This is a genomic window from Phocaeicola massiliensis B84634 = Timone 84634 = DSM 17679 = JCM 13223, assembly GCF_000382445.1.
In the GTDB taxonomy this organism is placed as follows: domain Bacteria; phylum Bacteroidota; class Bacteroidia; order Bacteroidales; family Bacteroidaceae; genus Phocaeicola; species Phocaeicola massiliensis.
This window is the reverse complement of sequence record NZ_KB905474.1, coordinates 77,291-101,333: the sequence shown is the minus strand read 5'-3', so window position 1 is coordinate 101,333 and position 24,043 is coordinate 77,291. Positions and strand designations below refer to the sequence as shown.

General features: G+C 42.1%; 20 protein-coding genes. 1 reads left to right on the top strand and 19 read right to left on the bottom strand.

Going from position 1 to position 24,043, the window contains the following annotated elements; translation table 11 throughout:
* Positions 1 to 78: 78 nt before the first annotated feature.
* The 3 genes from HMPREF1534_RS03155 to HMPREF1534_RS03165 all read right to left on the bottom strand — a co-directional run bounded on the left by HMPREF1534_RS03155 (position 79) and on the right by HMPREF1534_RS03165 (position 2,402).
* Positions 79 to 948 (bottom strand): helix-turn-helix domain-containing protein, encoded by an 870-nt coding sequence (locus HMPREF1534_RS03155; RefSeq protein ID WP_005943858.1) that lies wholly within the window; start codon positions 946 to 948, stop codon positions 79 to 81.
* A 259-nt stretch (positions 949 to 1,207) separates the two neighbouring features.
* Positions 1,208 to 1,693 (bottom strand): S-ribosylhomocysteine lyase, encoded by a 486-nt coding sequence (locus HMPREF1534_RS03160; protein ID WP_005943856.1) that lies wholly within the window; start codon positions 1,691 to 1,693, stop codon positions 1,208 to 1,210.
* Between the two features lie 13 nt (positions 1,694 to 1,706).
* Positions 1,707 to 2,402: a 5'-methylthioadenosine/adenosylhomocysteine nucleosidase gene (locus HMPREF1534_RS03165; protein WP_005943854.1), complete on the bottom strand. Its 696-nt coding sequence runs from the start codon at positions 2,400 to 2,402 to the stop codon at positions 1,707 to 1,709.
* 83 nt (positions 2,403 to 2,485) lie between these two features.
* On the opposite strand from HMPREF1534_RS03165, the gene HMPREF1534_RS03170 reads away from it, so the two are divergent.
* Positions 2,486 to 4,978: a YfhO family protein gene (locus tag HMPREF1534_RS03170; protein WP_005943852.1), complete on the top strand. Its 2,493-nt coding sequence runs from the start codon at positions 2,486 to 2,488 to the stop codon at positions 4,976 to 4,978.
* A gap of 113 nt (positions 4,979 to 5,091) precedes the next feature.
* Here the strand turns inward: HMPREF1534_RS03170 and HMPREF1534_RS03175 are convergent, their stop codons facing one another.
* The 16 genes from HMPREF1534_RS03175 to HMPREF1534_RS03240 form a co-directional block, all read right to left on the bottom strand.
* Positions 5,092 to 5,844, bottom strand: a complete 753-nt coding sequence (locus HMPREF1534_RS03175; RefSeq protein WP_005943850.1) for a glycosyltransferase family 2 protein — start codon at positions 5,842 to 5,844, stop codon at positions 5,092 to 5,094.
* Positions 5,837 to 7,099: a glycosyltransferase family 4 protein gene (locus HMPREF1534_RS03180; protein WP_005943849.1), complete on the bottom strand. Its 1,263-nt coding sequence runs from the start codon at positions 7,097 to 7,099 to the stop codon at positions 5,837 to 5,839. The genes HMPREF1534_RS03175 and HMPREF1534_RS03180 overlap by 8 nt, the downstream gene beginning before the upstream one ends.
* 63 nt (positions 7,100 to 7,162) lie before the next feature.
* Positions 7,163 to 8,074, bottom strand: a complete 912-nt coding sequence (locus HMPREF1534_RS03185) for a glycosyltransferase family protein (protein WP_005943847.1) — start codon at positions 8,072 to 8,074, stop codon at positions 7,163 to 7,165.
* Between the two features lies 1 nt (position 8,075).
* Positions 8,076 to 9,191 carry a hypothetical protein gene (locus tag HMPREF1534_RS03190; RefSeq protein ID WP_005943845.1) on the bottom strand — a complete coding sequence of 372 codons (1,116 nt, stop codon included), beginning with the start codon at positions 9,189 to 9,191 and terminating at the stop codon, positions 8,076 to 8,078.
* Positions 9,192 to 9,198: 7 nt separating this feature from the next.
* Positions 9,199 to 10,296 carry a glycosyltransferase WbsX family protein gene (locus HMPREF1534_RS03195; protein WP_005943841.1) on the bottom strand — a complete coding sequence of 366 codons (1,098 nt, stop codon included), beginning with the start codon at positions 10,294 to 10,296 and terminating at the stop codon, positions 9,199 to 9,201.
* Complete coding sequence (locus HMPREF1534_RS03200) at positions 10,283 to 10,951, bottom strand: DapH/DapD/GlmU-related protein (protein ID WP_005943838.1); 669 nt, start codon at positions 10,949 to 10,951, stop codon at positions 10,283 to 10,285. The genes HMPREF1534_RS03195 and HMPREF1534_RS03200 overlap by 14 nt, the downstream gene beginning before the upstream one ends.
* Positions 10,944 to 11,921 (bottom strand): glycosyltransferase family 8 protein, encoded by a 978-nt coding sequence (locus HMPREF1534_RS03205; RefSeq protein ID WP_005943835.1) that lies wholly within the window; start codon positions 11,919 to 11,921, stop codon positions 10,944 to 10,946. The genes HMPREF1534_RS03200 and HMPREF1534_RS03205 overlap by 8 nt, the downstream gene beginning before the upstream one ends.
* A gap of 65 nt (positions 11,922 to 11,986) precedes the next feature.
* Positions 11,987 to 13,426 carry a lipopolysaccharide biosynthesis protein gene (locus HMPREF1534_RS03210; RefSeq protein ID WP_005943832.1) on the bottom strand — a complete coding sequence of 480 codons (1,440 nt, stop codon included), beginning with the start codon at positions 13,424 to 13,426 and terminating at the stop codon, positions 11,987 to 11,989.
* A gap of 147 nt (positions 13,427 to 13,573) precedes the next feature.
* Complete coding sequence (gene metG, locus HMPREF1534_RS03215) at positions 13,574 to 15,616, bottom strand: methionine--tRNA ligase (RefSeq protein WP_005943829.1); 2,043 nt, start codon at positions 15,614 to 15,616, stop codon at positions 13,574 to 13,576.
* Between the two features lie 1,035 nt (positions 15,617 to 16,651).
* Positions 16,652 to 17,032 carry a hypothetical protein gene (locus HMPREF1534_RS03220; protein ID WP_005943827.1) on the bottom strand — a complete coding sequence of 127 codons (381 nt, stop codon included), beginning with the start codon at positions 17,030 to 17,032 and terminating at the stop codon, positions 16,652 to 16,654.
* A 410-nt stretch (positions 17,033 to 17,442) separates the two neighbouring features.
* On the bottom strand, positions 17,443 to 18,933 hold the full coding sequence (locus HMPREF1534_RS03225) for a cysteine peptidase family C39 domain-containing protein (RefSeq protein WP_229032066.1): 1,491 nt from the start codon (positions 18,931 to 18,933) through the stop codon (positions 17,443 to 17,445).
* A gap of 22 nt (positions 18,934 to 18,955) precedes the next feature.
* Positions 18,956 to 20,116 carry a TlpA family protein disulfide reductase gene (locus tag HMPREF1534_RS19535; RefSeq protein ID WP_005943823.1) on the bottom strand — a complete coding sequence of 387 codons (1,161 nt, stop codon included), beginning with the start codon at positions 20,114 to 20,116 and terminating at the stop codon, positions 18,956 to 18,958.
* Between the two features lie 11 nt (positions 20,117 to 20,127).
* Positions 20,128 to 21,288, bottom strand: a complete 1,161-nt coding sequence (locus HMPREF1534_RS19530) for a TlpA family protein disulfide reductase (protein WP_005943822.1) — start codon at positions 21,286 to 21,288, stop codon at positions 20,128 to 20,130.
* Positions 21,289 to 21,504: 216 nt separating this feature from the next.
* Positions 21,505 to 21,711, bottom strand: a complete 207-nt coding sequence (locus tag HMPREF1534_RS03230) for a hypothetical protein (protein WP_005943821.1) — start codon at positions 21,709 to 21,711, stop codon at positions 21,505 to 21,507.
* Between the two features lie 97 nt (positions 21,712 to 21,808).
* Entirely contained in the window at positions 21,809 to 22,153 is a 345-nt protein-coding gene (locus tag HMPREF1534_RS03235; RefSeq protein ID WP_005943820.1) for a DUF3244 domain-containing protein, read from the bottom strand.
* A 145-nt stretch (positions 22,154 to 22,298) separates the two neighbouring features.
* Positions 22,299 to 23,918 (bottom strand): tetratricopeptide repeat protein, encoded by a 1,620-nt coding sequence (locus HMPREF1534_RS03240; RefSeq protein ID WP_005943819.1) that lies wholly within the window; start codon positions 23,916 to 23,918, stop codon positions 22,299 to 22,301.
* Between the last annotated feature and the right edge of the window lie 125 nt (positions 23,919 to 24,043).

Below are 24,043 nucleotides of genomic sequence, written 5' to 3'. Positions count from 1 at the left end.
GTGCTATGGAAATAAATGCGGAATTCAGTAATTATTTATTTGCGGGTTAGGCTGGTATAACATAATGGTATAGAGTAACTAATGTTTCCGGTTAGACTCTTTGTAGGTTTGTGGGGTGAGTCCGGTCTGCTTTTTGAATAACTTAATGAAATACGAGTAATTGTCATATCCCAGTGTGTAGGCTATTTCCTTGATGGCAAGGTCTTTGGTGATGAGCAGTAGTTGTGCTTTCTCTATTTTCTTTTTGACGATATACTGTAAGGGGGTTGTTTTCATTTCGCTTTTGAACAGGCGGATGAAGTGGTCTTTCGAAAGGCAGGAAAGTCCGGCCAAAGTATCAATGTCAATGTTTTTGTCTATATTCTTACGTATAAAGTTGACTACATTAATGATACGGTTGTCGCTGCTGGAGTCTTTGGGTTGTGCGTCTTTTAAGAAGCGGGAGATTAGCATGTAGATGATGCCTTTGGAGGCTACTTTATTATGAAAAGCTTTCTGTTTGTTTTTTATGATATTTTGTATCAGGGTAGGGGTATTGTCGTAAGTAGAGGGATTGGAATGTGGAAGCTGAATAGCGGGATTCATTTCATGTAATAGTTTGATCAACTCCAAATCCAGTGGGCCGGCCGGAACTTCAGTGGGGAAGTCCAAATCTTCCAAGATACTGGTGGCGGAAGAATGGTCTTCGTAAATGTGCAGATAGTAATGTTCAAAATCTCCTTCACAATGACAATTGTGACAGGTAAATGCAGGAATAATATATAAGTGGTGGGGAGAAAGTGTTATGGTTCGGTCGGGAAGAGTTACTTCTGCCATACCTTTTGTTACATAATAGATACGAAAAAACGGGCTGTTTACCTCTGTCCAGTTCCAGTCGGAATGATGAATCGCATAGCCGATATTAAGTAGCAGAGGATGAAATGTGTCTGTTTCCTGAAGTATGTCCATAGGGTTATTTAAACAGTTATTTTGTACAAAAGTATAAAAAAATATCGATTTTATATTATTTGTGGCGGATTTATTGCTACTGATTGTGTTTTCTTTTTAAAGGATGTATCAGAGTTGGCTGGAGTATGATGTGGTGTGTTTTTAAGACTTTTACTGTTAGAAAGGCAAAAAGGGACAGATATACGGTAATATTTTTTTGTTTTGAAAAACCGTAAATGCTGTCCCTTGTTTATGAGAATGTGTGTGAAGCCGGGAAATGCTATGCTTTTTGAGGATAATACAGGTTTTTATCAGTCATTTTTTCGAGTACTTCATGCAGGTAGCGTGCAGATTCCCATTTGGCCATAGGCAGGTCGTGGAGCAGACAGTTACCGCAGTCTTTAGGGGTGGTACCCGGCACTTCACCTTCAAATTCGGCAACGAAGCGGAAGGTTTCTTGCATCAATTCTACAATGTCTTTTGATTCCAAGTCACCTTTCATCAGTAAATAATTGCCAGTGAGACAACCCATCGGTCCCCAATAGACAATTTTGTCACCCCATACAGGATGGTTACGCAGGAAGGTGGCGGCCAGGTGTTCGATGGTGTGCAATGCTCCCTGGCCCAAGGCCGGTTCGCGGTTGGGCTCTTTCATTCGGATGTCGAAAGTAGTTACGGTGTCGTCTCCTACTTGGTCTTTTCTTGAGACATAAATACCGCGCAAAAGACGGATGTGGTCGATGGTAAAACTGGGTATTGTTTTCATATTTCTGTTTTTATTATAAATTTGCTGGTAATGAATGGAGGAAAATGCGGGTTACCTCGAATGAACGGTCGGCAATGGTGCTCCAGAAGTTGGTGTATTGTTCCCAATGATTGTCGGCACCCGGAGTGTCGCTGATAATGCGGAAACTGAGGAACGGTACCTTATATATATGACAAATTTGGGCGATAGCTCCTGATTCCATGTCGACGGCCAGTCCTGCGGGGAAAGCTGTCTTGATGGAGTTGAGCTCTTGGCGGTCGGTGATAAATTTGTCTCCGCTACAGATGAGTCCGCCGTGGATGGCTGTTTCTGTGTCTAATGACATGGCGCAGTTGAACAATGTGTCGTTGCCTTCGAACAGGGCAGGCAGTCCTTGGATTTGACCGTAGGCATTTCCTTCTCCACACCATACATCATGGTAGACGATTTGGCTGCCGGCAACTACATCCATTACTTTCAAACCACTGTCTATGCCTCCCGCCACACCGGTGCTGATAATGCAATCGGGGTGAAAGTTACGGATTAGCTCCACCGTGCCGGCGGCGGCATTTACTTTTCCGATACCGCATTTCATCAGGATGACCGTGTTGTTTTGAATCGTTCCTTCCGTATACTGGAACGGTCCTTCGACATATTCTTTCTTGTTGGCGAGCAGTTGTTCCACTTGTTTCTGCTCGGAACTCATCGCAGTTATAATTCCTATTTTCATAATTCAACTTTATTTCAGGTGCAAATGTACGTAATTTATCAGAGTATATCGTATCTTTGCAGCGTTAATAAACAGATATACTTATGAACTTATTTAAAAGAATACTACCTGATATAGTAGTGATTATCTTATTTGCCGTCATCTCGTTTGTTTACTTTTTCCCGGCTGTGACCGAGGGACGTGTTCTGTCTCAGCATGATGCTGTGGCGGGAATCGGTGCCGGTGAGGAATCGAAAGAGTACTTGGAACGTACAGGAGAGCGTACACGCTGGACGAATTCGATTTTTGGAGGTATGCCTACTTATCAGATGGCTCCCAGCTACAATTCTACGGATATGTTGAAAGGGATGGAAAATTTGTATCATTTATATTTGCCTTCTTATGTGTGGTATGTGTTTGTGATGCTGCTGGGTTTCTATATTCTGATGCGTGCGTTTGATTTCTCGGTGTGGCTTGCTTCATTGGGAGCGATTATATGGGCTTTTTCGTCCTATTTCTTTATTATTATTGCGGCAGGTCATATCTGGAAATTTGTAACGTTGGCTTATATTCCGCCTACCATAGCCGGTATGGTGTTGGTTTACAGAGGAAAATACTTGTTTGGTGGATTACTGACGGCCATATTTGTAGCTTTGCAAATTGTATCGAACCACGTGCAGATGAGCTATTATTTTTTGTTTGTGATGTTGTTTATGGCAGTGGCTTTCGGGGTATCTGCTTATCAGAAGAAAGAACTACCCCGTTTTTTTAAGGCAACAGGTGTATTGGTAGTAGCAGGTGTATTGGGGGTATGTATCAATTTGTCAAATCTTTATCACACGTATGAATATAGTAAGGAAACCATGCGTGGAAAGAGTGAATTGGTGAAACCGGATACGCATAATCAGACAAAGGGTGGATTGGAGCGCGATTATATTACGCAATGGAGTTACGGCATCGGTGAGACCTTTTCTTTATTGGTGCCTAATGTGAAAGGTGGAGCATCGGTGCCTCTTGCTGCCAATGAGAAGGCGATGGAAAAGGCCAATCCGATGTATGGAAGTATTTACAATCAGCTTGGTCAGTATTGGGGTGAGCAGCCCGGAACGTCAGGTCCGGTGTATGTCGGGGCATTTGTAATGTTTCTGTTCATTTTAGGGCTATTTGTTGTAAAAGGGCCGATGAAATGGGCGCTTTTGGCTGCTACTGTATTGTCTGTATTGCTTTCTTGGGGAAAGAATTTTATGGGATTTACGGATTTCTTCCTTGATTATATTCCGATGTACGATAAGTTTCGTGCGGTATCTTCTATATTGGTTATTGCCGAGTTTACAATTCCGTTGTTGGCAATGTTGGCATTGAAGCAGATTATTGCACGTCCGCAAATCATGAAAGAACAGGCAAAGGCGTTTTATATCAGTTTTGGATTGACAGGCGGTATTGCTTTGCTGTTTGCACTGGCTCCACGCTTTTTCTTTCCTTCTTATGTGTCGAGCATGGAAATGCAGGCTTTGCAGAGTATTCCGGCTGACCAGTTGGCACCACTGATAGCCAATTTGGAAGAGGTTCGCGTAAGTATTTTCACTTCGGATGCCTGGCGTAGTTTCTTTGTGGTATCAATTGGGGCTGTGCTGCTGTGGCTTTATGGCATGGGTAAGCTGAAATCAGAGTTGACTATTGGTGTATTGTTGTTGCTCTGCCTGGTGGAAATGTGGAATGTAAACAAACGCTATCTGTATGATGCACAGTTTGTACCTCAAACGGTTCGAACGGAAAGCTTCCGGCCGACGGAAACGGATAAGGCCATTTTGGAGGATAAGACATTGGATTATAGGGTACTGAACTTGGCTTCGAATACATTTAACGAGAATAATACTTCTTATTGGCATAAGAGCATAGGTGGTTATCATGCCGCTAAATTGCGCCGTTATCAGGAAATGATAGAGGAACATATCAGTCCGGAAATGAGTAATTTGTTCAAGGCTGTGTCTGAAGCCGGCGGCGATATGGCGAAAGTAGATGCGTCTGCGTTTCCGGTATTGAATATGCTGAATACTCGTTATTTTATTTTTCCCCTACAGGGTGGAAAGACTATGCCTATACAAAATCCTTATACTTTAGGTAATGCATGGTTTGTGGACAAAGTGCAGTATGTGAATAATGCGAACGAGGAAATAGAATCTTTACATAAAGTGATGCCCGCGAAGGTGGCAGTAGTTGACAAGAAGTTTGCTGAGCAGGTAAAGCCGGTGGCGGTGTCTGATTCGTTGCGTTTCGTTAAGCTGGTGGCATACGAACCGAATGACTTGAAATATGAGGTAAGCTCGGAGAAGGGTGGAGTTGTTGTTTTCTCCGAAATCTATTATCCGGGTTGGCAGGCTTATATCGACGGAGTTGAGGCTCCTCACGGCAGGGCAGACTATATTTTACGTGCTATGAATGTGCCGGCAGGAAAACATACGGTTGAGTTCAAGTTCGACCCGAAGTCATTGCATACGACGGAAACAATTGCTTTTGTCGCATTGGGATTGCTGGCAATGGCGGTGCTGCTGTTGCTGGTGTTACAGGGAAAAGCTCTTTGGGGAAAGAAGGGATAAAGAATGGGCAGGAGGAAACTTGTCAAAGGGGAGTTGCGGAGCTCACCTTGTTTTGGAAAAGCTTTATGATGCTCATCATCATTCTCTTATTATATTAACCGGAGCAATGGCTTTCATTTATAAGCCAGACGCACTGCAAACCAAGCATGATGCAACACGGTGCTGACCAATCCGTAATGCTTCGCCATGATGTGGAAACGCTCTTTCAGTGAGGCTTTATGGTTTCGGGTGGTCATTCCTTCGTTCAGATAATCAATGAGGGTGAGATGTGTATTATGCAATACTTTCGCCTTCTTCATGATACGGATGCACCAATCAAAGTCTGCCGAAAAGCGGTATTGTAAATCGTATGGTTCTTCTAAGGCCAGCTCTCTGCGTGCAAAGAAGGCTTGATGGCAGACCAACATTCCTTTTTTGAAACTCTTCCAGTGAAGTGTTTCGGGAGCAGAAAGACGTCGCTTGTAAAGGAAATGTCCTTCATCGTCTACTATGTCCGTTTCGCCATAAATCACATTCGGCAGTATTGTTCCGGTCAGGGAATGAACGATTCGTAAAAGTGTATCATCTTCATGAAGTCCGTCTCCTGCATTCAGAAAACAAAGGTAATCTCCTGTTGCCAGTTTGATGCCTTTATTCATGGCATCATACAAGCCTTTGTCGGGTTCGCTGACAATGGTATGTATGTGCTCTTTGTATTTGTTGACAATGCTCAACGTGCCATCGGTGGAACCTCCGTCTACAATGATATATTCCACGTTCTTATAAGATTGGGTAACAATGCTTTGTATCGTGTCTTCCAGCACTTTCTCCGCATTATAGGTCACGGTGATGATGGAGAACTTGGGATGAGGATGAATATTATGCATGGCTTCCTGTAATCTTATTATAGATATCGATATATCTCATTGAGATAATACTTTCGGAATAACTGGAGAGTGCTTTCCGGCAAGCTTCTTCACTCAGGTTATCGTATTCGCCTTCGGTCAATGTCCACCGGATGCCATTGGCGAGGTCTTTAGCCGATTGATATTCGGCCACGTATCCATTGTGCAGATGGTCTATCATTTGGGGAATGCCTCCTACATTGAAACCTACGCAGGGAATGCCACATGCCATCGCTTCTACAATGGTGTTGGGAAGATTGTCCTGCAAGGAGGGAGTGACATATAGGTCGACAGCATTGTAGATATCCACCAGTTCCTTTTCGTTGCTCACATAGTTCATCGGGTAAATAGGGAAAGGGAATAAGGAGGCATACTGCTCGGCTTGTTTGCCAAACACCACGACCCCCAATTGTTTACTTAATCCGGGGTCTTGTGAGGCTAGAATTTTACATGCTTCCACCAAATAGTCAATGCCTTTTCGCTTATCTGTGATTTTTACCGAGCCGAAGAGCAATAATTTCTTGTCTTGCGGCAGATGGCATTTCTCCCGTGCCTGTTTCTTGTTGCGCGGTTTGAACAGGTTGGTGTTGATGGCATTGGGAATATTGGTAATGGTCTGTCCTTTCAGCAGTTCACTTTGTTTGGCCATTCCTTCCAGCCAACGGCTGCATGCCACGAATGTGATGTTTGCCCCGTCAAAAAGCTTTCTTTTTTTCTCGAAAGTGCGATAGGAAAGGTCTTTCTTTCCTCCTTTGAATAACAAAGGGCAGTAATGGCATTCTTTGGTATATTTATCACAATCACTTGCGTAATGGCAAATGCCTGTAAAAGGCCACATATCGTGCATGGTCCATACGATGGGCTTTCCCGACTCGATGATGCGGCGTATATCTGTCAGTGAGAGCATACCTTGGTTAATCCAATGCAGATGAATCACATCTGCCTGATTGAACTCGGGGAGTGCGGAAATGTTTGTACCCGTGTTGGCAATGTCGACAGCAAAAAGATTATGTTTTTTAAATCGGTTTGCTTTCCAGATGACGATGCGCTCCCAGATGAATTGCCATACTTTCCACCACGATTTTTTCAGTTGCACCACACTGATTTGGTCAGTCTGCTTGTCGCGGACAAGCATCTTGGCTTTTATACCATTGTTCTTCAGGGCTTCCATCAGGCGGTGGGCTGCAATGGCGGCTCCTCCTATTCGCTCAGACGTATTGATGATAAGTACTCTCATGTGCATTAACGTTTATGCAAAGGTACGTTTTTTAGAAGAAATGTTTGGTATCTTTTTGCCTTTTTATGCTCCGAAATCTCCTTTTAAAGTTCGTTTGATACGCCGGATGGCTTTGGCCATAAATGAGTTGGTCCGTGCATAATAGTTGACATAGGCCTGGCGTGCCTGTAAATTCTCAACGACCGGAGTGATGGGAACGAGAGGCAATTCTTTCATATATAAATTGGAAGCGTAAAGATTTCCTCCCCCACAATTTGTTCCGCTTCCGTCAAATCCGTTGTTCTGTATCAGTGATTTGCCTACATTTAACGATAGAATGTCTTTTAGAAATAAAGATGCATTCCAGCGAATAGCCCATGAATTATTTTTGCCTTCCGTTTGCCGGCGAAGCATACGGGTATAACCATATTTACCATTGAAATCAAAGGTATAGGTTAACTTTCGTTTTTCCAGCTCATTTAAGAGTGCTTTACCGTCAGGATTGAAATATTTCCAAGCGCGATCCCAGGTTGCCCAGCCCCAGCTTCCGGTCCATTTAATAAGAAAAGTATCCGGTAACGATGGGTCCTGAGTAAAGTCGCAAGCTTGTATATGTCCTATCCGGGGCTCGTCTTTATACATTTCCAGTGCGCTGTTCATAAATTGCAGGAAGTAAGGGGCGGTTACCAGATCATCTTCCAATACAATGGTGCGTCCGTATGCATTGACTTGTGTGGTAACTCCGTCAATAATACTTCGTGCCAAACCATAGTTCTTTTCACGTTCTATGATGTGTACCTTTTTAAATCCATTGACGGAGTGGATAAAACTGCGCACTTCGTTTACCGATTTGCAATCTTCGGGACTACGGGCTGCATCCGAGTAAATAAACAGCTCGCTTTCGGCAGCCAAAGTATTGTGCAACAGTGCTTCTATTGCACGTTTTGCATGTGCAGGACGGTTATATACAAATAGAAGAATGGGGGCTAACATCATATTATCTGAGTTTTAGGAAATATAAGTTATCAAATAATCTGTTCCATCGGCTATAAGTCCTTGGTTTGGATAATCCTCGTTTTTCTTTTAGGCAGTTGATGAGTGATTGAAGTGGTGCGTCAAAAAAGTAAGTGTGCAGTACCTGACGTTGCTTCTGCTGTAAAGTCCGATATAATTCGGGGTCATTTTCTAGTCGGTTGATGAGTGATATCATTTCATCCATGGTTTTCACATTGCATTCATCAATAATCAGCTCGTGGTGAATTACCTCATCACGGTTCATGATAGCGAGTGTGCCAAGTGATACGGCTTCGGCTACGGAGTTTCCTCGGATACTCCGACCTCCCATTTTGACAAAATATTTGGCGTCATAAATGTTTTTCAGGTTATCTGCTATTTTCTGTTGATGCAGGATAATTTCATATCCGGCATCCGCCAGCGGTTGAAAATGGTCGGGTATGCGTGTTACCGGTCGTTCTGTAGTTGAATTGATTTCCATAAAGATACCTTTTCTTGCAGAAGGTCTGCCTAAGTATTGTTGCATAATTTTCTCTAAAGTATCTTTTGCAACAAAGGTATAGGGAAAATCTATAGCGCCACATTTATGCGATATTCTGCCCCTTGCCATTTGGTTGAGAGTGGCATCGTATCCAAACCTGGCTTTTCCGGTAGCCATATTAGCCTCGCCTATCATATAAGCGAAAAGCGTTTGTGGATATTTCAATATCAATTGTGTGGGAAGACTTATATTGATGGAAATAACAATATCGTATTGTCCCCAGTCTATAGTATAGCAGCTGACAGCATATTTCCCGTTCGGGTACGGACTTCCCGGACTTTTAAATTCTTGCCCGGGTATTTTATCCAGCGTTTCGGTTTTAAGCAAATGCAAATAAGGAGCTATATGTGGGATGACTTTCTGATAAATCCGGGTTTCTTTATTGGACTCTTCTTTTACAATATAGAAATCCGCATTCAGGTCGCTCATTAGTGCTATGGGACCTACACGTCCCATAGATGAGAACAAAATTTGACCCGGATCTTTTTCTGTAACAGGACAAACATACAGATCTTGATAGACCTCTTGCTTAACTAATGCTATTTTGAGTTTATTCATGATTCTGTCAGTTAAAAACGTTGTTAATAGCTTTTAATAGAGCTTCCAGATAGCCTCTTCCGAACTTTAAATCCGGTTCCATGTAGTTTCCTTCTGCCCATTCATTCCAAGATTTCAGAAAGACAATGCGTTCTTCCTTCGGTTTGTGTATGACATTACGGAAAGTTCTTTCCGCATGTTCCTCAAACTTTTTCGGCGTGGAATTGATTAATATATGTCCGGATCGTCCCGAACGGGGAGAATGGTCCCAGTTGGGAATCAGTGTAGGGTAACAGTCTGTGTTTTGGTCTTCCGGTCCTGAAAAGTATCGGGCAGCTCTTTCATAGTCTATTCTTTGTCCCTGATGGAAGGTGATGCGCTGGAATTTGGTTTTGATACGTCCTAAGAGGCTATAGTTCTTTTGGAACACATCAAACAGACGTACCAGATTGGTGGCGTTAAACCCCCATTGGCGGAATAAAGGCAATTCCTCTGTTTTACTGGTATGCCCCACAAAATGAATGCGGAAACCATGAGGCTCGGCCAGTTTTTGCCAAAGTTCGATAAAGTGTGCTATATCAGGCACTTTCATGGGAGCATAAATCATAAACAGTGGCTCACCGTTTACACGGATATAGCGCGGATCTTTGAATGCCGGGAGAACAGCATTGAAATGGGCGATATAATCTTCGTTACCCGGATATAATTGCTCCATTAACATTTTGTTCCCTCCCTCTTTGTTAAACTGTTTATCTTCCCAGCTATGGTTGGCCCATGCCAGGCAAAAGGGGAAATCAGGCTCTCCCGAAGCCAAAACTTCTTGAAACGGACGTTGTAATAATTGTCTGCCGTTACCGAACCAGTAATGCCAATAGCAGAAGCCTTCTATTCCATATTGACGTGCTAATTCTGCTTGCTCACGGCGGGTTTCGGGAACTCTCAAATCATAATATCCTAAGTCGGCCGGAACCTTGGGTTGGTAATGCCCTTTAAACAAAGGTTTGGCTTTGCCCACATTGGTCCATTCCGTAAATCCTTTCCCCCACCATTTATCGTTCTCGGGGGTAGGATGGAACTGTGGCAGGTAAAATGCAATGACCCGTACTTTATATTTATTCTTTTCCATTTTTAATTAGTTCTATCAGTTGACTCGCCTCGGCCGGAGTGTGCAGAGGAGTATACAGTTGTTTCAAGTTCTTTTTTAATATATCGTGTGAAATATCTTTCAGATATGTATCTTTTACAAGCTCTATCACTTCCCGGGGTAAACGATAGCGGATTATCTTGGCCGGATTTCCTCCTACAATGGCATAAGGAGGCACATCACGGGTGACTACTGAACCGGCGGCTATAATGCTTCCTTTCCCGATGGTTACTCCCGATAAGATGAGGGCGCCATAACCAATCCAAACTTCATCTTCTATTATAACGGCCCCTTTGCTCACACTGTCTTTCGGACAGTGTCCATTGGTTAACAATGATTGAATAGGGTAAGTGAAAAGCGTTTCTGTCTGATGGTTTCCACTCAAAATGAAGTGAACATCGGGAGCAATGGACACATAATTTCCTATTTGCAGGAATTCTGTTTCGGGCAAATAACTTAAAATATGCAGTTCGCCATACGTGTCTTTTCCTACTTGCACAGATTTTATGGGAAAACGGTTCATGGCAACAGTGCGATTATGGCGGTTTTGCTTTCGCCATTTTTTCTGAAAACAGGCAAACTCCCATTTCCGTGCATAATGGCGTATGAGCGGAATACGATGCAGAATATTAACCATGGTATTTCTTTTTTATTTTTCTGATAAAGCGGGATAAGCTGTATTTTTTCAGTCTTTGTGTAAAGAATAAGGGCTGCATGAGCAGATAGTAACCAAGTTGGTTGGCTTGGTGACAACCGGTCAGCCATTCTTTGTATTTGTATACGAAAGGTGAGTTCCATGGCTTTTCTCTTCCCGGGTAATGCAATTGTACCACTTGTTCACGCATCTCGTTGTAAGCTTTTATGGCAACTTGTTTGTCTTGAAAGGAGGCATTATTGGGGTTGAATTTCACCCTTTGCGGGTCTTCATGGAATTGAAACGCACAAACTACATATTTGTAAGGCATGAAACGAAGATATGGAGCACAGCATAATGCAATGCAGTCTTGTTCAGGCAGTATCAGGCGGTTTAAATTGTTATGGAAAAACTGTGTCAGTTCTATTTGCTTGTTGTCCTCACGTATGCATTTCAGGTTTATAAGCATATAGCCGGCCGATATTTCATAATCAGATATCAACCGGATTTCTTCCTGTGTAAATTCTTTAGCATAACGCGGCAAGTTTGTATTTTCCTGAATAGGACGTGTGCCGGCATAATAAAATTTCTCATTCGGATAAAGAAAGAAGGAAGAAGATATATCGGCTGTAAAGAGTACATCTACATCAGAAAAGAGAATTCGCTCATACTGAGGAAACATTTCCGCAGCTGTCAGTTTATAGAATATCTCTTTTGAAAAATGCGACTTATTACGCAATTTATCCCATGCCGTGTCATAATGGGAAGCATTTTTAAACTGTATATTGGCATTATGGAAGTGAGAGACAACTTTTTTTATTCGTTGTATATGATGAGGCTGGAGGTCGGTATGTACTACGTAGAGCTGATACTGATATTCGGGTGCGGCATTAGTCAACAAAGAATGGAAAGCAACACAGGCTGCAAGTACATAATAACGGTCGAATGTAAAGAATATAGGTATTGTTTCCATATCTTTTCTTTGTTGAAATGCTATTTTGCTACAAAGTAAAGGAGATTTTATCAGAAAGTCAAATATTATTTCTTTTTTGACAGATAGTTTATGACTTCTTTAAAAGTTGCAGACTTGCTCAATTGCATGATTATAATGTATAGTCCGGCTGCAATGGCAATTTTGGCTGTTAAGATTAGATAGAGGTTATCGATAGATCGGGTGAGAAAGTAGGCAGCACCCATGCAGCTTACTGCGATAACTCCGAAAGGAACGACATCTTTTAGTGCATCCCATAAAGTGAGGTGTATCTCTTTCCATATAAAGTAATGCCACACGAACAGCCAACTGATATTGATGCTGATATAGGCAAAAATCATCGTTCGGATGCCATAAGGGTAGCATAGCAGGGCAGTTGCAATTTGTATGATTCCCAGGAAAATGGTATTCCACATGAAGATATCCGATTTTCCCTTACTGATTACAAGGTTGGAATAAAGATTCTGAATGGGAAGAAAAGCACTTCCGATACAAAGAATCTGCATGATGATTGCACTTTCGTTCCATTTGTCTGTAATGGTTATTGTGATGAGTTCGGGAGCGATGAGTGAAAGACCGAACAAAGCGGGGAATGATATAAAAGCTGTAAAGCGGAGCATCTTGCGAAACACGCGGCATTGGCGTTCTGTATCTTCCGACACATTGCGCAATACAGGTTGGGCTATTCCGTTTATCGTACCTAGTATGGTAGAATATCCCATGGATGTCCATTTATTGGCTTGATTGAAATACCCCACTTCCTCTTGACTGTAAAAACGACCTAATATGACAGTCAGCATGTTGTTGTTTATATTCGAGAATATATTGGTTATTAATATCTTACAGCTGAAGTTGATCATGCTTTTCAGTGGCTTGAAAGAAATATGTAGCGTTGGTTTCCAGCCGGAATAGCGCCAAAACAGAATGGTATTGCTGGTCACGTATACCAACCCTTGTGTTGCTATTCCCCAATATGCCATTCCGCAAAGAGCCAATGTGACTCCTGTTATGTTTGACAGTATCAGACCGGTCAGTTGGATAAAAGCTTTCTGTTTTACTTTAAGATTACGGAATAAATAGGCATTGTGTGCTATGCCGAGACTGGCTATAAAAAAGCCAAGGAAAGTATACCGTGCCAATGGTATCAATGCCGGAGTATGGTAAAACTCTGCAATGTATGGGGATAAGAAAAATAATAATATGTAAAGCAGCCCACTTGTAAACAAACTGAACCAAAAGACTGCATTGTAGTCTTCATGGCTGATATTTTTCTTATTGGCAAGTGCGGCGGTAAATCCGCTTTCCTGCAGGGTGGAAGCAATCAGTGAGAATATGCTGAGCATCCCTATCATACCATAGTCTTCGGCATCAAGGATACGGGCTAATGCAATCCCGAAAATAAGATTGAGCAACTGCTGCATGCCGTTGCTCAGTCCTCCCCAAAAAAGTCCTTTTGCGGTCTTGTCTTTCAAAGATTGCTCTGTCATAATCTGTTCTTATCGTTTTGCCTATGGTATGCTTCTTCAGCTTCTTTGTCTGAAGACAATGCTGATGAAAACCAATGAGGATGTGCCAAAAGTAATCAGCCTATCATTTTGACACACCCTCACGAAGAGTATCTCTTCTTATAATGATTATTTAACTTCACTTCCCGGTTTTACCTCTTTTAATAGAGAGGTAACGGCCAGTGAACCGTCAAAGTTCTCGGCGCTTAGAATCATGCCTTCGCTTACCAAGCCGTTTTTGAATTGGCGGGGAGCCAGGTTTGCTATGAACAACACTTGTTTTCCTACCAGTTCTTCCGGGGCGTAGTGCTGGGCGATACCGCTGACAATGGTACGGTTCTCCAGTCCGTCGGCAATCTTGAACTTCAGCAGTTTCTTCATCTTGGGAACTGTTTCACATTCCAGTACGGTTCCTACACGGATATCCAACTTCTCGAACTCTTCAAAAGAAATAGTCGGTTTGATAGGATTAGCCTTATAGCTTGCAGCCTCATTCTCTTTTTTAGTAGCCAACAATTTGTCTACCTGTGCCTGAATTGTTTCGTCTTCTATCTTCTCGAACAGCAATTCAGCCTTATTCAGTTGATGACCTTCTGCCAACAGGTCGGTACGTCCCAACTGCTCCCATTCAAAGGTATCCATATTCAACATCTTACGAAGTTTTTCGCTGCTGAACGGCAGGAACGGTTCGAATGCAATGGCCAGATTAGCTACCAGTTGCAATGCTATATTCAGGATAGTGGCCACGCGCGGCATATCGGTCTTGGCAAGTTTCCACGGTTCGGTGTCTGCCAGATATTTGTTACCGATACGTGCCAGATTCATTGCTTCTTTCTGAGCATCGCGGAACTTGAAGACATTCAGCAGTTTTTCTACTTCCGCTTTTACATCTGCAAATTCCTTCAGTGTATCCTTGTCATATTCTGTCAACTCTCCGCAGGCGGGAACGCATCCGTTAAAGTATTTCTGAGTCAGCACCAAAGCACGGTTCACAAAGTTGCCGTACACGGCTACCAACTCATTGTTGTTGCGTGCCTGAAAGTCTTTCCATGTGAAGTCATTGTCCTTCGTTTCGGGAGCATTGGCAGTCAGTACATAGCGAAGCACATCCTGCTTTCCGGGGAAGTCCTGTAAATATTCGTGCAGCCATACAGCCCAATTGCGGGATGTGGAAATCTTATCTCCTTCCAAGTTCAGGAATTCGTTGCTTGGCACATTATCGGGCAAAATGTAACTGCCTTCCGCTTTCAGCATAGCCGGAAATACGATGCAATGGAACACGATATTGTCTTTTCCGATGAAATGAATCAGACGTGTTTCGGGGTCTTTCCACCATGTTTCCCAACTGTCGGGCAGTAATTCTTTGGTATTTGAAATGTACCCGATAGGAGCGTCAAACCATACATAAAGCACTTTCCCTTCCGCTCCTTCCACGGGAACGGGGATACCCCAATCCAGGTCACGGCTTACGGCACGCGGCTGCAAGCCCATGTCCAGCCAGCTCTTGCACTGTCCGTACACGTTGGGACGCCATTCTTTGTGGTCTTCCAGAATCCATTTGCGCAACCAGCCTTCGTGCTTGTCCAACGGCAAATACCAATGTTTGGTTTCACGCATCACGGGCTTACTGCCACTGATGGCACTTTTCGGATTAATCAAATCGGTAGGTGATAATGAAGTACCACACTTTTCGCATTGGTCACCGTATGCACCTTCTGCGTGACAATGGGGACATTCACCTGTGATATATCGGTCGGCCAGAAACTGGTGAGCCTCTTCATCATAATATTGTTCAGATGTCTTTTCGATGAATTCTCCTTTGTCATACAGCGTTTTGAAAAACTCGGAAGCCAGTTCGTGATGTGTCTTTGATGAAGTACGGGAGTAAACATCGAAAGAAATTCCGAATTCTTTAAAAGAGTCTTTAATCAGTGTATGATAGCGGTCGACCACATCCTGAGGGGTAATTCCTTCTTTTTTGGCACGGATGGTGATGGGCACCCCATGTTCATCTGAACCTCCGATGAACAGTACGTCTTCTTTTTTCAGGCGAAGATAGCGTACATAGATATCTGCAGGAACATATACACCTGCCAAATGGCCAATGTGCACCGGACCGTTGGCATAAGGCAGTGCCGAGGTGACGGTGGTTCTTTTGAATTTCTTTTCCATATTATGTATGTGCTTTTTGTTATTTCTGATAGTAAGGTGCAAAGGTAATGATTTTTAGTGAAGTAAATGGAATATGAGGCTATTTCTTTCTGTATTTTTGGTTGGGATGTCCGGGGATTTCGGGATATCCGTAACTTTCCTTTTCATCGTTTTGATTTTATTGTTTATTCTTTCCGGTTTTACCGTTGATATGTGGCAGTCACACCAAGCTAATATTCGAACTGGCTACAATGCCTTATCATATAATGAGTGAATCCACAAAAAAACAACTGTTTTTTTCGTGCTACAAGCGGAAATCCGCTTTTTCTTTTCTCCTTTCATTAGCGGTTGAAACGCCCTGTTGATGGGGGATCCGGTAGTGAATGGGCATCTTGTCACCACCCTTTCAGCCTCCTTTCATTCGTAAAACTTCTTCCTGTGAGACAAATGCTGAAGGTAGATTTTGAAGGGAGTTGAAGAGTACAGCTGAAACGAGGATGAGGGGATGTCCTGTCATTTTTAATAGATTGATTATCTGAATGTTTTGGTTAAAATGTAAGGATGAAGGGAAAAGAAGGTATGACCGGCCTAATGAGGGGATGATCCTTTTGCCCCCACATGAAAATCATGCCGGCATTTTTGAAAACCTCAAAATGTGTACGTACGCATCGGGCTACACGTACGTACGCATCGGGCCACAGGTACGTACGCATCAGGCTACACGTACGTACGCATGAGCCTATACGTATATATGTCATTGTGTCAGGCTGTTCCGAATGAATATAAAGTAGAGCGTTTCTGGTGTTTACCTCATAAAAGGATGTTTAAAGGGTTTGTATTTCCACGAAATATAACGGTTGACAAAATTTCGTTAGCGGCAAAAAGATCAAGATGTTTTTAAAAAAGTTCGTTGTCTTTTTAAAAAAGCTCCTTTTCTTTTTTTAAAAGGTCGTTATTTTTTTGAGAAAGCTCTTGCTCTTTTTAGAAGATGTCCTCGTCTTTTTGAAGGTGTGTCTGGGGCATTAGAACATAAACCGGCCAAAAGTGACGAAGAACTTAAAATGTATTCTCCAACGCATTTTTCTCGTTTAAATAATCTTTTACTTTATAGATATTCATTTCTCCGGTGTTGAATACGATTTGACAGATGGCTGCACTCCCCAGCAGGTAAGGTTGCAGGCTTTCGGGGGCACAAAAATTATCGATGTATGGGCCGAAGATCGCTTTGTCGTGCGTCTCCATTTTCTTTTTGTCGCCATGATAGCGAATATATGTGTGTATGTAAGGGCCGGCTAAAGAGAATTTGATTAGTTCGGGATTGATTGCCGCCGTTTTGTTGAATATGCTGTCGATATGGTATCTTATGGCAATACTGTCCAGACTCTTGATGTGTGGCTCAATGAGGGTATTGTTGATTTCCGCAATAACAGATTCCAATGTCTTTTCTTGGCTTATATATTCCCGAAACTTTCTATTTATCGGCAGGGTATATTGCTCAAACAGTGGAATGCCGGAGAAATTATCATGTATATATTGCAGTCCGGCCTGATTGGTCCCTCCAAACGTTATTTACGAATCATTATCTATATGGATGCTCGGCGAATCATTTGGGAACAGGGGGATTACTTCCTCCTTCCAATGCGAAGTTGCAACGGACAAAAGCAAAGGAATCAATCTGCGCAATTTTATAGTCGGTTGTTGTTCCTTTGTACAGGAATATCGTGGCCGTAGGTATCCGGTGGTTGGGCATGCAAGTTTGTGAATAGTGACATACACAAAGCGAGGAGAGAGAAAAGTTTAAGCTTCATAATATTGTATTTATTGTATGCTTGCCGACAATATCTTTATTACACATACTGTACATCTTCTATGTCGTACACTTGAGGCATCTCCCTCTCATTGACTGTGATAAAAGGCGTGTGTTTCAAGTGAATCTGTTGGCAATAAGCTTGTTGTGCTTCCAACATTTGTTCGGCCTGTCTTATAGGTTTGTAGTATGCTATAAACTTACTGTTTTGCTTTTCAAACCATTCGTTCAGTAGGTGCATGGCCTTTTGGAATCCGTGTTCAAGATAGCAGGTTATGATTGCCAGTGCGATGTCTTTGCCTACGGTATCTTGCGGAGCAATTGAGAAAAGAATCCTTATGGATGCATTTTCCGGTTTCATCCATTCTTGATGCTCGTTTGCACAATGTTTGCAATGTGGGTTTATAATAATTTGTATGAGCTTGCCGCCTTGTGCTTCTCTTTGAATTGTCATGTCCTTTTCCGCGTTGGGAACTGCATGCCCCATTTGCAGCAGTGTATCGAAAAGGGTGGGATATGACAGCAAAAGTACTCTTTTGTCTTTCAACTTTGCTACTTCCCGCACCGAGTCCAGCAGTTCTTTCAGCGCATACCATGCGGTGCAGCAAAGTGTGCCTATTAATATAAAAGCAAAGATGGATGATATGTTTAAATGCCAGGCAGCCATATCAGTGGAGAACAGGACAAGAGCCTGTAACCATATTATGATATCGATGGACAGGCAGAACATGCACAGTTTGCGAGCTATTATCACCTGATAACCGACGGACCACAAGGTGAATGCAATGGAAATGCAGGTGGCCCAAGTCCAGATGCTGTAATAGAGGGGGATATGGAATGCCGTAGAAAGGAACAATGTTGAGTAATATAATAAGGCCATTTCTCCCAATGTGATGATTCCATTGATGCTGGCGGCTTTGGAGTGCAATATCTCGTTACAGTCCACGATATTGCCTATTTTGCAGAAACGCTGCAAGAAGTCTTTGTTGTAGGATTCTTTGTAAATGATGAGGATGGACACGGCAAGGCCTATCCATGTCAGTGTGTTGAAAAGTAGGTCTCCTGTTTGCCGGGGGCTGGCCAGCAGATAGATAATACCTGCTAATCCGATGGTCGACAGGCATCTATATTTCTTCGCAAGATACAATATTTGTTTTAATTGATAATACGGTTCGTGATAAGATGCCTGCGTTTCGTCTATTATCAGGACGACTCCTTTCCATGCAGCGATGAACTGTTTTGTCGGGAGGTTTTCTTCTTTCCCCTTGTCGGATAGTAAGATTGTTTTTTCTTCTTGTATGCTTTTTACAAGGCAATATCTTCCGTTGTGCATCAATGCAAGGAAAGGCGCTTCTATCTTGCTTAAATAAGTGGCCGGCAGTTGATATACTTCGTGTGTGATATGCAGGCTGTCAAGTGCATCACTTATTCCCCTGACGGAGCATCCCATCGGGGTAGCAAGCAGCTTCCTGATGCGTCCATAGCTTACTTTTATCGACAATTCTTTCAAATATCGATGCAGTATGCTCATTGTGTAGTCTATATCCGCCATGTTATTTTATCAGTTGTTCCAAAGCATTCAGCAGCTCCTCTCCCCTTAAGTCTTTTGCAATGATGCGTCTCTCTTTGTCCAACAAGAAGTTCCGTGGGATGGATTTAATCTTTAATGCCCTGACCTGCTTGTCGGGTACATTCCTGTCACTCACTCCTCTCACATGGATGAAGTATCGGGTGCTGTCTTCCTCTATGGCTTTTTCCCATTTGAGCGTATCGGCATCTATTGTCACTGCATATACAGCCAGTTTGTCCTTATATCTTTCTTTTGCCATTTTCAGGAAAGGTGTTTCCTTGCGGCACGGCACACACCAGCTTGCCCAAAAGTCTACCAGTACATATTCTTCTGCAATGGAGTCGGTGTTTATTTTCTTTTTTGAAATATGCGGGAATGCTAGTTGCAGCTTTGCTCCCATGGTTGTGTCTTTCGGCTCTACATAATATCTTTTCTTTATCAGAGCTCTGATTCGTTCAGATGCGGCTTTGCTTTTTGCGGTTGCTGGTTCTGGACTTGTTATGGAGAGGCGTTCTATAAGGCCATTATTAGGAAACTTTTGTTGTGCATATTGAATCACTGACCTGAAAGGCTCCTCTTCCCTTCGTTCTTCGGCATATCCCGGCAGCCATAAAATATATACCCATGCCAATGTAGGATATTGAGTCTTGTGAATCTCTTTTATATAGGCCTCTGTTAGTTTGGCTTTATAATATCGTATGCTGTCTTCGGGCAGGGATTGGTCTTCGCTCTTTTTTCCTATATATAGGATTTTATTATCAAATGCAAGAAGTTCATTTTGCATATCATTCCCTTTCATGGGACGTGGATATCTTCCGTCCATGTTTTCATCAATTTCAATTTCACAGTTTGTATTAGGCTCTATATGGAAAAAGAGATTGACGGGTCCTTTCTCTGCGCATAAGATATATATACTCATCCCTTCGTAAATGTCAAAAGACAATTTTGTCTGCGTATCGCCCTTATTCACTTTTACAGAGTCTAGAATGGCATATTCATTTGCTCCGACATATCCGCTCGCATAAATCCATTGCTCTGTTTGGGATAGTTCAGTAGATAGTTTGATGGTTATATTTACATTCTTGTCTGTGGCGCAGATAAGTAACGGCAGCCAGATAAGTATCAGAAATAAAGTGTGTCTCATGGCAGTATATGTTATTTTATCAGTTGTTCCAAAGCATTCAGCAGTTCCTCTCCTCTTAAATCTTTTGCAATGATGCGTCTCTCTTTGTCCAACAAGAAGTTCCGTGGAATAGATTTAATCTTTAAAGCCCTGACCTGCTTGTCGGGCACATTCCTGTCATTCACCCCTCTCACATGGATGAAGTATTGGGTGCTGTCCTCCTCTATGGCTTTTTCCCATTTGAGCGTATCGGCATCTATTGTCACTGCATATACAGCCAGTTTGTCCTTATATCTTTCTTTTGCCATTTTCAGGAAAGGTGTTTCCTTGCGGCACGGTACACACCAGCTTGCCCAAAAGTCTACCAGCACATATTCTTCTGCAATGGAGTCTGTGTTTATTTTCTTTTTTGAGATATGCGGGAATGCGAGTTGCAGCTTTGCTCCCATGGTTGTGTCTTTCGGCTCTACATAATATCTTTTCTTTATCAGAGCTCTGATTCGTTCAGATGCGGCTTTGCTTTTTGCGGTTGCTGGTTCTGGACTTGTTATGGAGAGGCGTTCTATAAGGTCATTATTAGGAAACTTTTGTTGTGCATATTGAATCACTGACCTGAAAGGCTCCTCTTCACTTCGTTCTTCGGCATATCCCGGCAGCCATAAAATATATACCCATGCCAATGTAGAATATTGAGTCTTGTGAATCTCTTTTATATAGGCCTCTGTTAGTTTGGCTTTATAATATCGTATGCTGTCTTCGGGCAGGGATTGGTCTCTGCTCTTTTTTCCTGTATATAGGATTTTATTATAGAATGTTAGGAATTCATTGAACATATCATTCCCTTTCATGGGGTGTGGATATCTTCCGTCCATGTTTTCATCAATTTCAATTTCACAGTTTGTGTTAGGCTCTATATCAAAGAATAGATTGACGGGTCCTTTCTCTGCGCATAAGATATATATACTCATCCCCTGGCTGATGTCAAAAGACAGTTTTTTCTTTATATCTCCTTTGCTCACTTTCACAGAGTCTAGAATGGCATATTCATTTGCTCCGATATATCCGCTCGCATATATCCATTGCTCTGTTTGGGACAGTTCAGTAGATAGTTTGATGGTTATATTTACATTCTTGTCTGTGGCGCAGATAAGTAATGGCATCCAGATAAGTATCAGAAATAAAGTGTGTCTCATGGCAGTAATTATTATATTAAGTTTTAATCAGGGAGCATTGGTTATAATAGCAATGCTCCTGATTGTTGGTATGGAAGATTGGCTGTATGTTATTACAGCTGCATCTCCATAAAAGCTTTGTGCTTCCTGACTTTTGGGGTAAACTCTTGGTATAAGAGCGAAAGGTCGGAATTATGAAATAATCTCACCTCTTGCCCAAGTCAGGTAACGAGGGGATTAGTAGCACTCTATAATTGCTGAAGTACCTGCGTATGACTTCTGCAGCACTTCTTGTGCTTTTTTTGCATCACCTTTCTCGTCTTTAACAATCATCAACGGCTCATCACCTTCTTCCCAAATGGCGTAACAGTTGTATCCGCCGGTCACAGCATTCATCTGTCCTTTTCCTAGGCGGAAATATTCTAGGTCTTTAAGTGTTTTCATGATACATTAAGTATTAGAATAATTCATTTCTTTGCGATATGCTCAGCCCTTATCGCTTGGCTTTTTGTTTGCAAACAATATCTTTATTACACACTCGTTACAGTGTGAATTCTCCTGTGTATTTCATACCTTCTATATTTATCAATAGAGTGTACGTCCCTTTCGCTTTACCCTTTAAATCAAATAGGATGTTGTCAGTGCCGGCATATATCATGGAATAGGCCGGCTCACCCGTCTCTTTATTAATGACGGTCACAGTGGAGGTTGCTGTTTCTCCTAATCGGATATTGATAGTGGTCCCATTTTGATAGGCTGTCGGAGCATCAAAGATGCATACGGGAACAATCTCATTTGCGTCTAGGATTTTTATTTCTTCAATGGTTTGTGCCTTAGCGACAAACCCCATGCAGCAGAAGAGAATGAATAATAAGCTCTTTTCCATATTGTATTGATTTATATGTTTTTCCTGATAGCAAACATACGAATAAAATCAATAGGTTGGTGCTCTGAAACCGTTACATAAAAAGAGAAAAGCGTTACAAGTTGATATGCTGTAATTATAGCTTTCTCGATGAAATGGGGACTTTTTATTTGTTGAAGATGATTCGGAAGGTTTCTTCCGCCATATTTTTCTTTAATCTGCTTTTGCGGGTTCGTAAGGCTCCTGCAGGAGTTTTCATACAGTACACAATGGTCCGGCTCTTGTATTTCAGCGCAGACAGGATACAGAAATAGATATCTTCTTTGGACATGTCCGGGTATATCTGATTGAGGCAGGCAATGAAGTCATTGAAGTGTAATTTCAGTTCCTTGTAAAGTGATTCCTGTTCTGACAGTTTTATATAGTTGCCGGGTACAATTGTTTTTTCAACTGTTTCCAAATTCTTTCCCCACTGGGATGCCCGGAATGCCCGGATGCCATTTCGGAGAATATCTTGTTTGAACTTTGTTGCCGTTTCGGGCAATTGGATTTCTTCGCCTACTTTTTCTTTTAGAAAGGTGCTGATGGTCTGTGTTTGGTCCAACGAGTTCAGCTTTTCTTGCTTGAGCTCTTTATCTTTTTTTCTCTTCTTTAAATATTGGCAAACGGCAAAAGCACCTAGCAAAAGCACAATCAGGCAAATTGTAATGACATAATATATATTCCTGTTTTCGGCCTCTATTTCCTTTCTCTGTATGGCCAAAGCATATTGTGTGCTTAGCTCTTCAATCTTTTGATGTTGCTGTATCTTGATGATGGAGTCACGATATATGTTGAAAGAATCATTGTATGCATAGGCTGCCGAATGATTGCCGGCCTTCTTTTCTACTTTATATAAATAGAGGTAGCCGGTAGTTTTGCTGTATAGGTTGCCGGATAGGCAGCTTTTTTTCAAATAGAATCTGGCAGAATCCATCTGATTGCCATAATATAATAATTGTCCTTTCAAACTGATATTAGTGGCAGAACTGTCTTTCCTTATGGCAAAGTCTATGGTGTTGTTGGCTTTCAGCGTGTCTCCTTCGTGTAAATAGACTTTGCTGATGTCATTGAGTATGTTGGCCTCCCAATAATTGTTTTGAAACTTTTGGCTGATGGTCAATGCCTGTTGGTAATAAGAAAGAGCGCTGTCGCTCTTATGTTTTAATAAATGTGTCTGTGCCAATTCCCGACATGGAAAGAATAGGAGCGAAGAATCATCTAAGGCCTTGGTCACTGCATAGCATTCCCGGTACATATCCATGGCTTTATTATATAGATTCTGCTTTTTGTATATCGCTCCTAAGTCAAAATAGATTTGCATCAGTAGTTTGCTCTTGTTGTTCTTCGGCATCTTCTTTAACGCTGTTAGTAACATTTTGATGGCAAGTGTATCTTGTCTGAGGTTCCGCTTTAAGCGCCCTAAGTAAAAATAGCTTTTGGCGGCATTGATGCTGTTCTTCTCTTTTTTGTAATAGTTCACGGCTGTTTGTACCAACGAATCTGTCGGAGGAAGAAGATGAGTCTTATCACAGGCTTGTGTGTAAAGCAAAGCATAATCCGCCCGGGCTTGGCTACGCAAGTTTTCGGGGTGACTGATATTTTGAAGTATATGTAAAGCGCTGTCCGGGTTTTCTTCCATGTAGGCTTCGGCTGTGGATAAGGCTTCTTTTACGGATGGAGGTACATTATATCGGCATCCGTAAAAGGTGAGTATGGATAGTAATATGAGTATTGTTTTTCTCATTTGGTATTTATTAGTGGCAAAGCTACTATTATTTGTTGAATATGTCTGTCTCTCAAGCATTGATATTTATCTCCCGGCAGTTGAAAGATGGAAGTTGAATGTTCAAAGGGGGTAGAAGCAGGGAG

What these genes read in the sequence shown, in the direction of transcription:
- metG (WP_005943829.1), bottom strand. Translation starts at nt 15,616, where the DNA reads ATGGAAAAGAAATTCAAAAGAACCACCGTCACCTCGGCACTGCCTTAT.
- HMPREF1534_RS19535 (WP_005943823.1), bottom strand. Translation starts at nt 20,116, where the DNA reads ATGAGACACACTTTATTTCTGATACTTATCTGGCTGCCGTTACTTATC.
- HMPREF1534_RS19530 (WP_005943822.1), bottom strand. Translation starts at nt 21,288, where the DNA reads ATGAGACACACTTTATTTCTGATACTTATCTGGATGCCATTACTTATC.
- HMPREF1534_RS03185 (WP_005943847.1), bottom strand. Translation starts at nt 8,074, where the DNA reads ATGATGTTAGCCCCCATTCTTCTATTTGTATATAACCGTCCTGCACAT.
- HMPREF1534_RS03235 (WP_005943820.1), bottom strand. Translation starts at nt 22,153, where the DNA reads ATGGAAAAGAGCTTATTATTCATTCTCTTCTGCTGCATGGGGTTTGTC.
- HMPREF1534_RS03155 (WP_005943858.1), bottom strand. Translation starts at nt 948, where the DNA reads ATGGACATACTTCAGGAAACAGACACATTTCATCCTCTGCTACTTAAT.
- HMPREF1534_RS03160 (WP_005943856.1), bottom strand. Translation starts at nt 1,693, where the DNA reads ATGAAAACAATACCCAGTTTTACCATCGACCACATCCGTCTTTTGCGC.
- HMPREF1534_RS03195 (WP_005943841.1), bottom strand. Translation starts at nt 10,296, where the DNA reads ATGGAAAAGAATAAATATAAAGTACGGGTCATTGCATTTTACCTGCCA.
- HMPREF1534_RS03170 (WP_005943852.1), top strand. Translation starts at nt 2,486, where the DNA reads ATGAACTTATTTAAAAGAATACTACCTGATATAGTAGTGATTATCTTA.
- HMPREF1534_RS03240 (WP_005943819.1), bottom strand. Translation starts at nt 23,918, where the DNA reads ATGAGAAAAACAATACTCATATTACTATCCATACTCACCTTTTACGGA.
- HMPREF1534_RS03210 (WP_005943832.1), bottom strand. Translation starts at nt 13,426, where the DNA reads ATGACAGAGCAATCTTTGAAAGACAAGACCGCAAAAGGACTTTTTTGG.
- HMPREF1534_RS03225 (WP_229032066.1), bottom strand. Translation starts at nt 18,933, where the DNA reads ATGAGCATACTGCATCGATATTTGAAAGAATTGTCGATAAAAGTAAGC.
- HMPREF1534_RS03165 (WP_005943854.1), bottom strand. Translation starts at nt 2,402, where the DNA reads ATGAAAATAGGAATTATAACTGCGATGAGTTCCGAGCAGAAACAAGTG.
- HMPREF1534_RS03200 (WP_005943838.1), bottom strand. Translation starts at nt 10,951, where the DNA reads ATGGTTAATATTCTGCATCGTATTCCGCTCATACGCCATTATGCACGG.
- HMPREF1534_RS03190 (WP_005943845.1), bottom strand. Translation starts at nt 9,191, where the DNA reads ATGAATAAACTCAAAATAGCATTAGTTAAGCAAGAGGTCTATCAAGAT.
- HMPREF1534_RS03230 (WP_005943821.1), bottom strand. Translation starts at nt 21,711, where the DNA reads ATGAAAACACTTAAAGACCTAGAATATTTCCGCCTAGGAAAAGGACAG.
- HMPREF1534_RS03205 (WP_005943835.1), bottom strand. Translation starts at nt 11,921, where the DNA reads ATGGAAACAATACCTATATTCTTTACATTCGACCGTTATTATGTACTT.
- HMPREF1534_RS03175 (WP_005943850.1), bottom strand. Translation starts at nt 5,844, where the DNA reads ATGCATAATATTCATCCTCATCCCAAGTTCTCCATCATCACCGTGACC.
- HMPREF1534_RS03180 (WP_005943849.1), bottom strand. Translation starts at nt 7,099, where the DNA reads ATGAGAGTACTTATCATCAATACGTCTGAGCGAATAGGAGGAGCCGCC.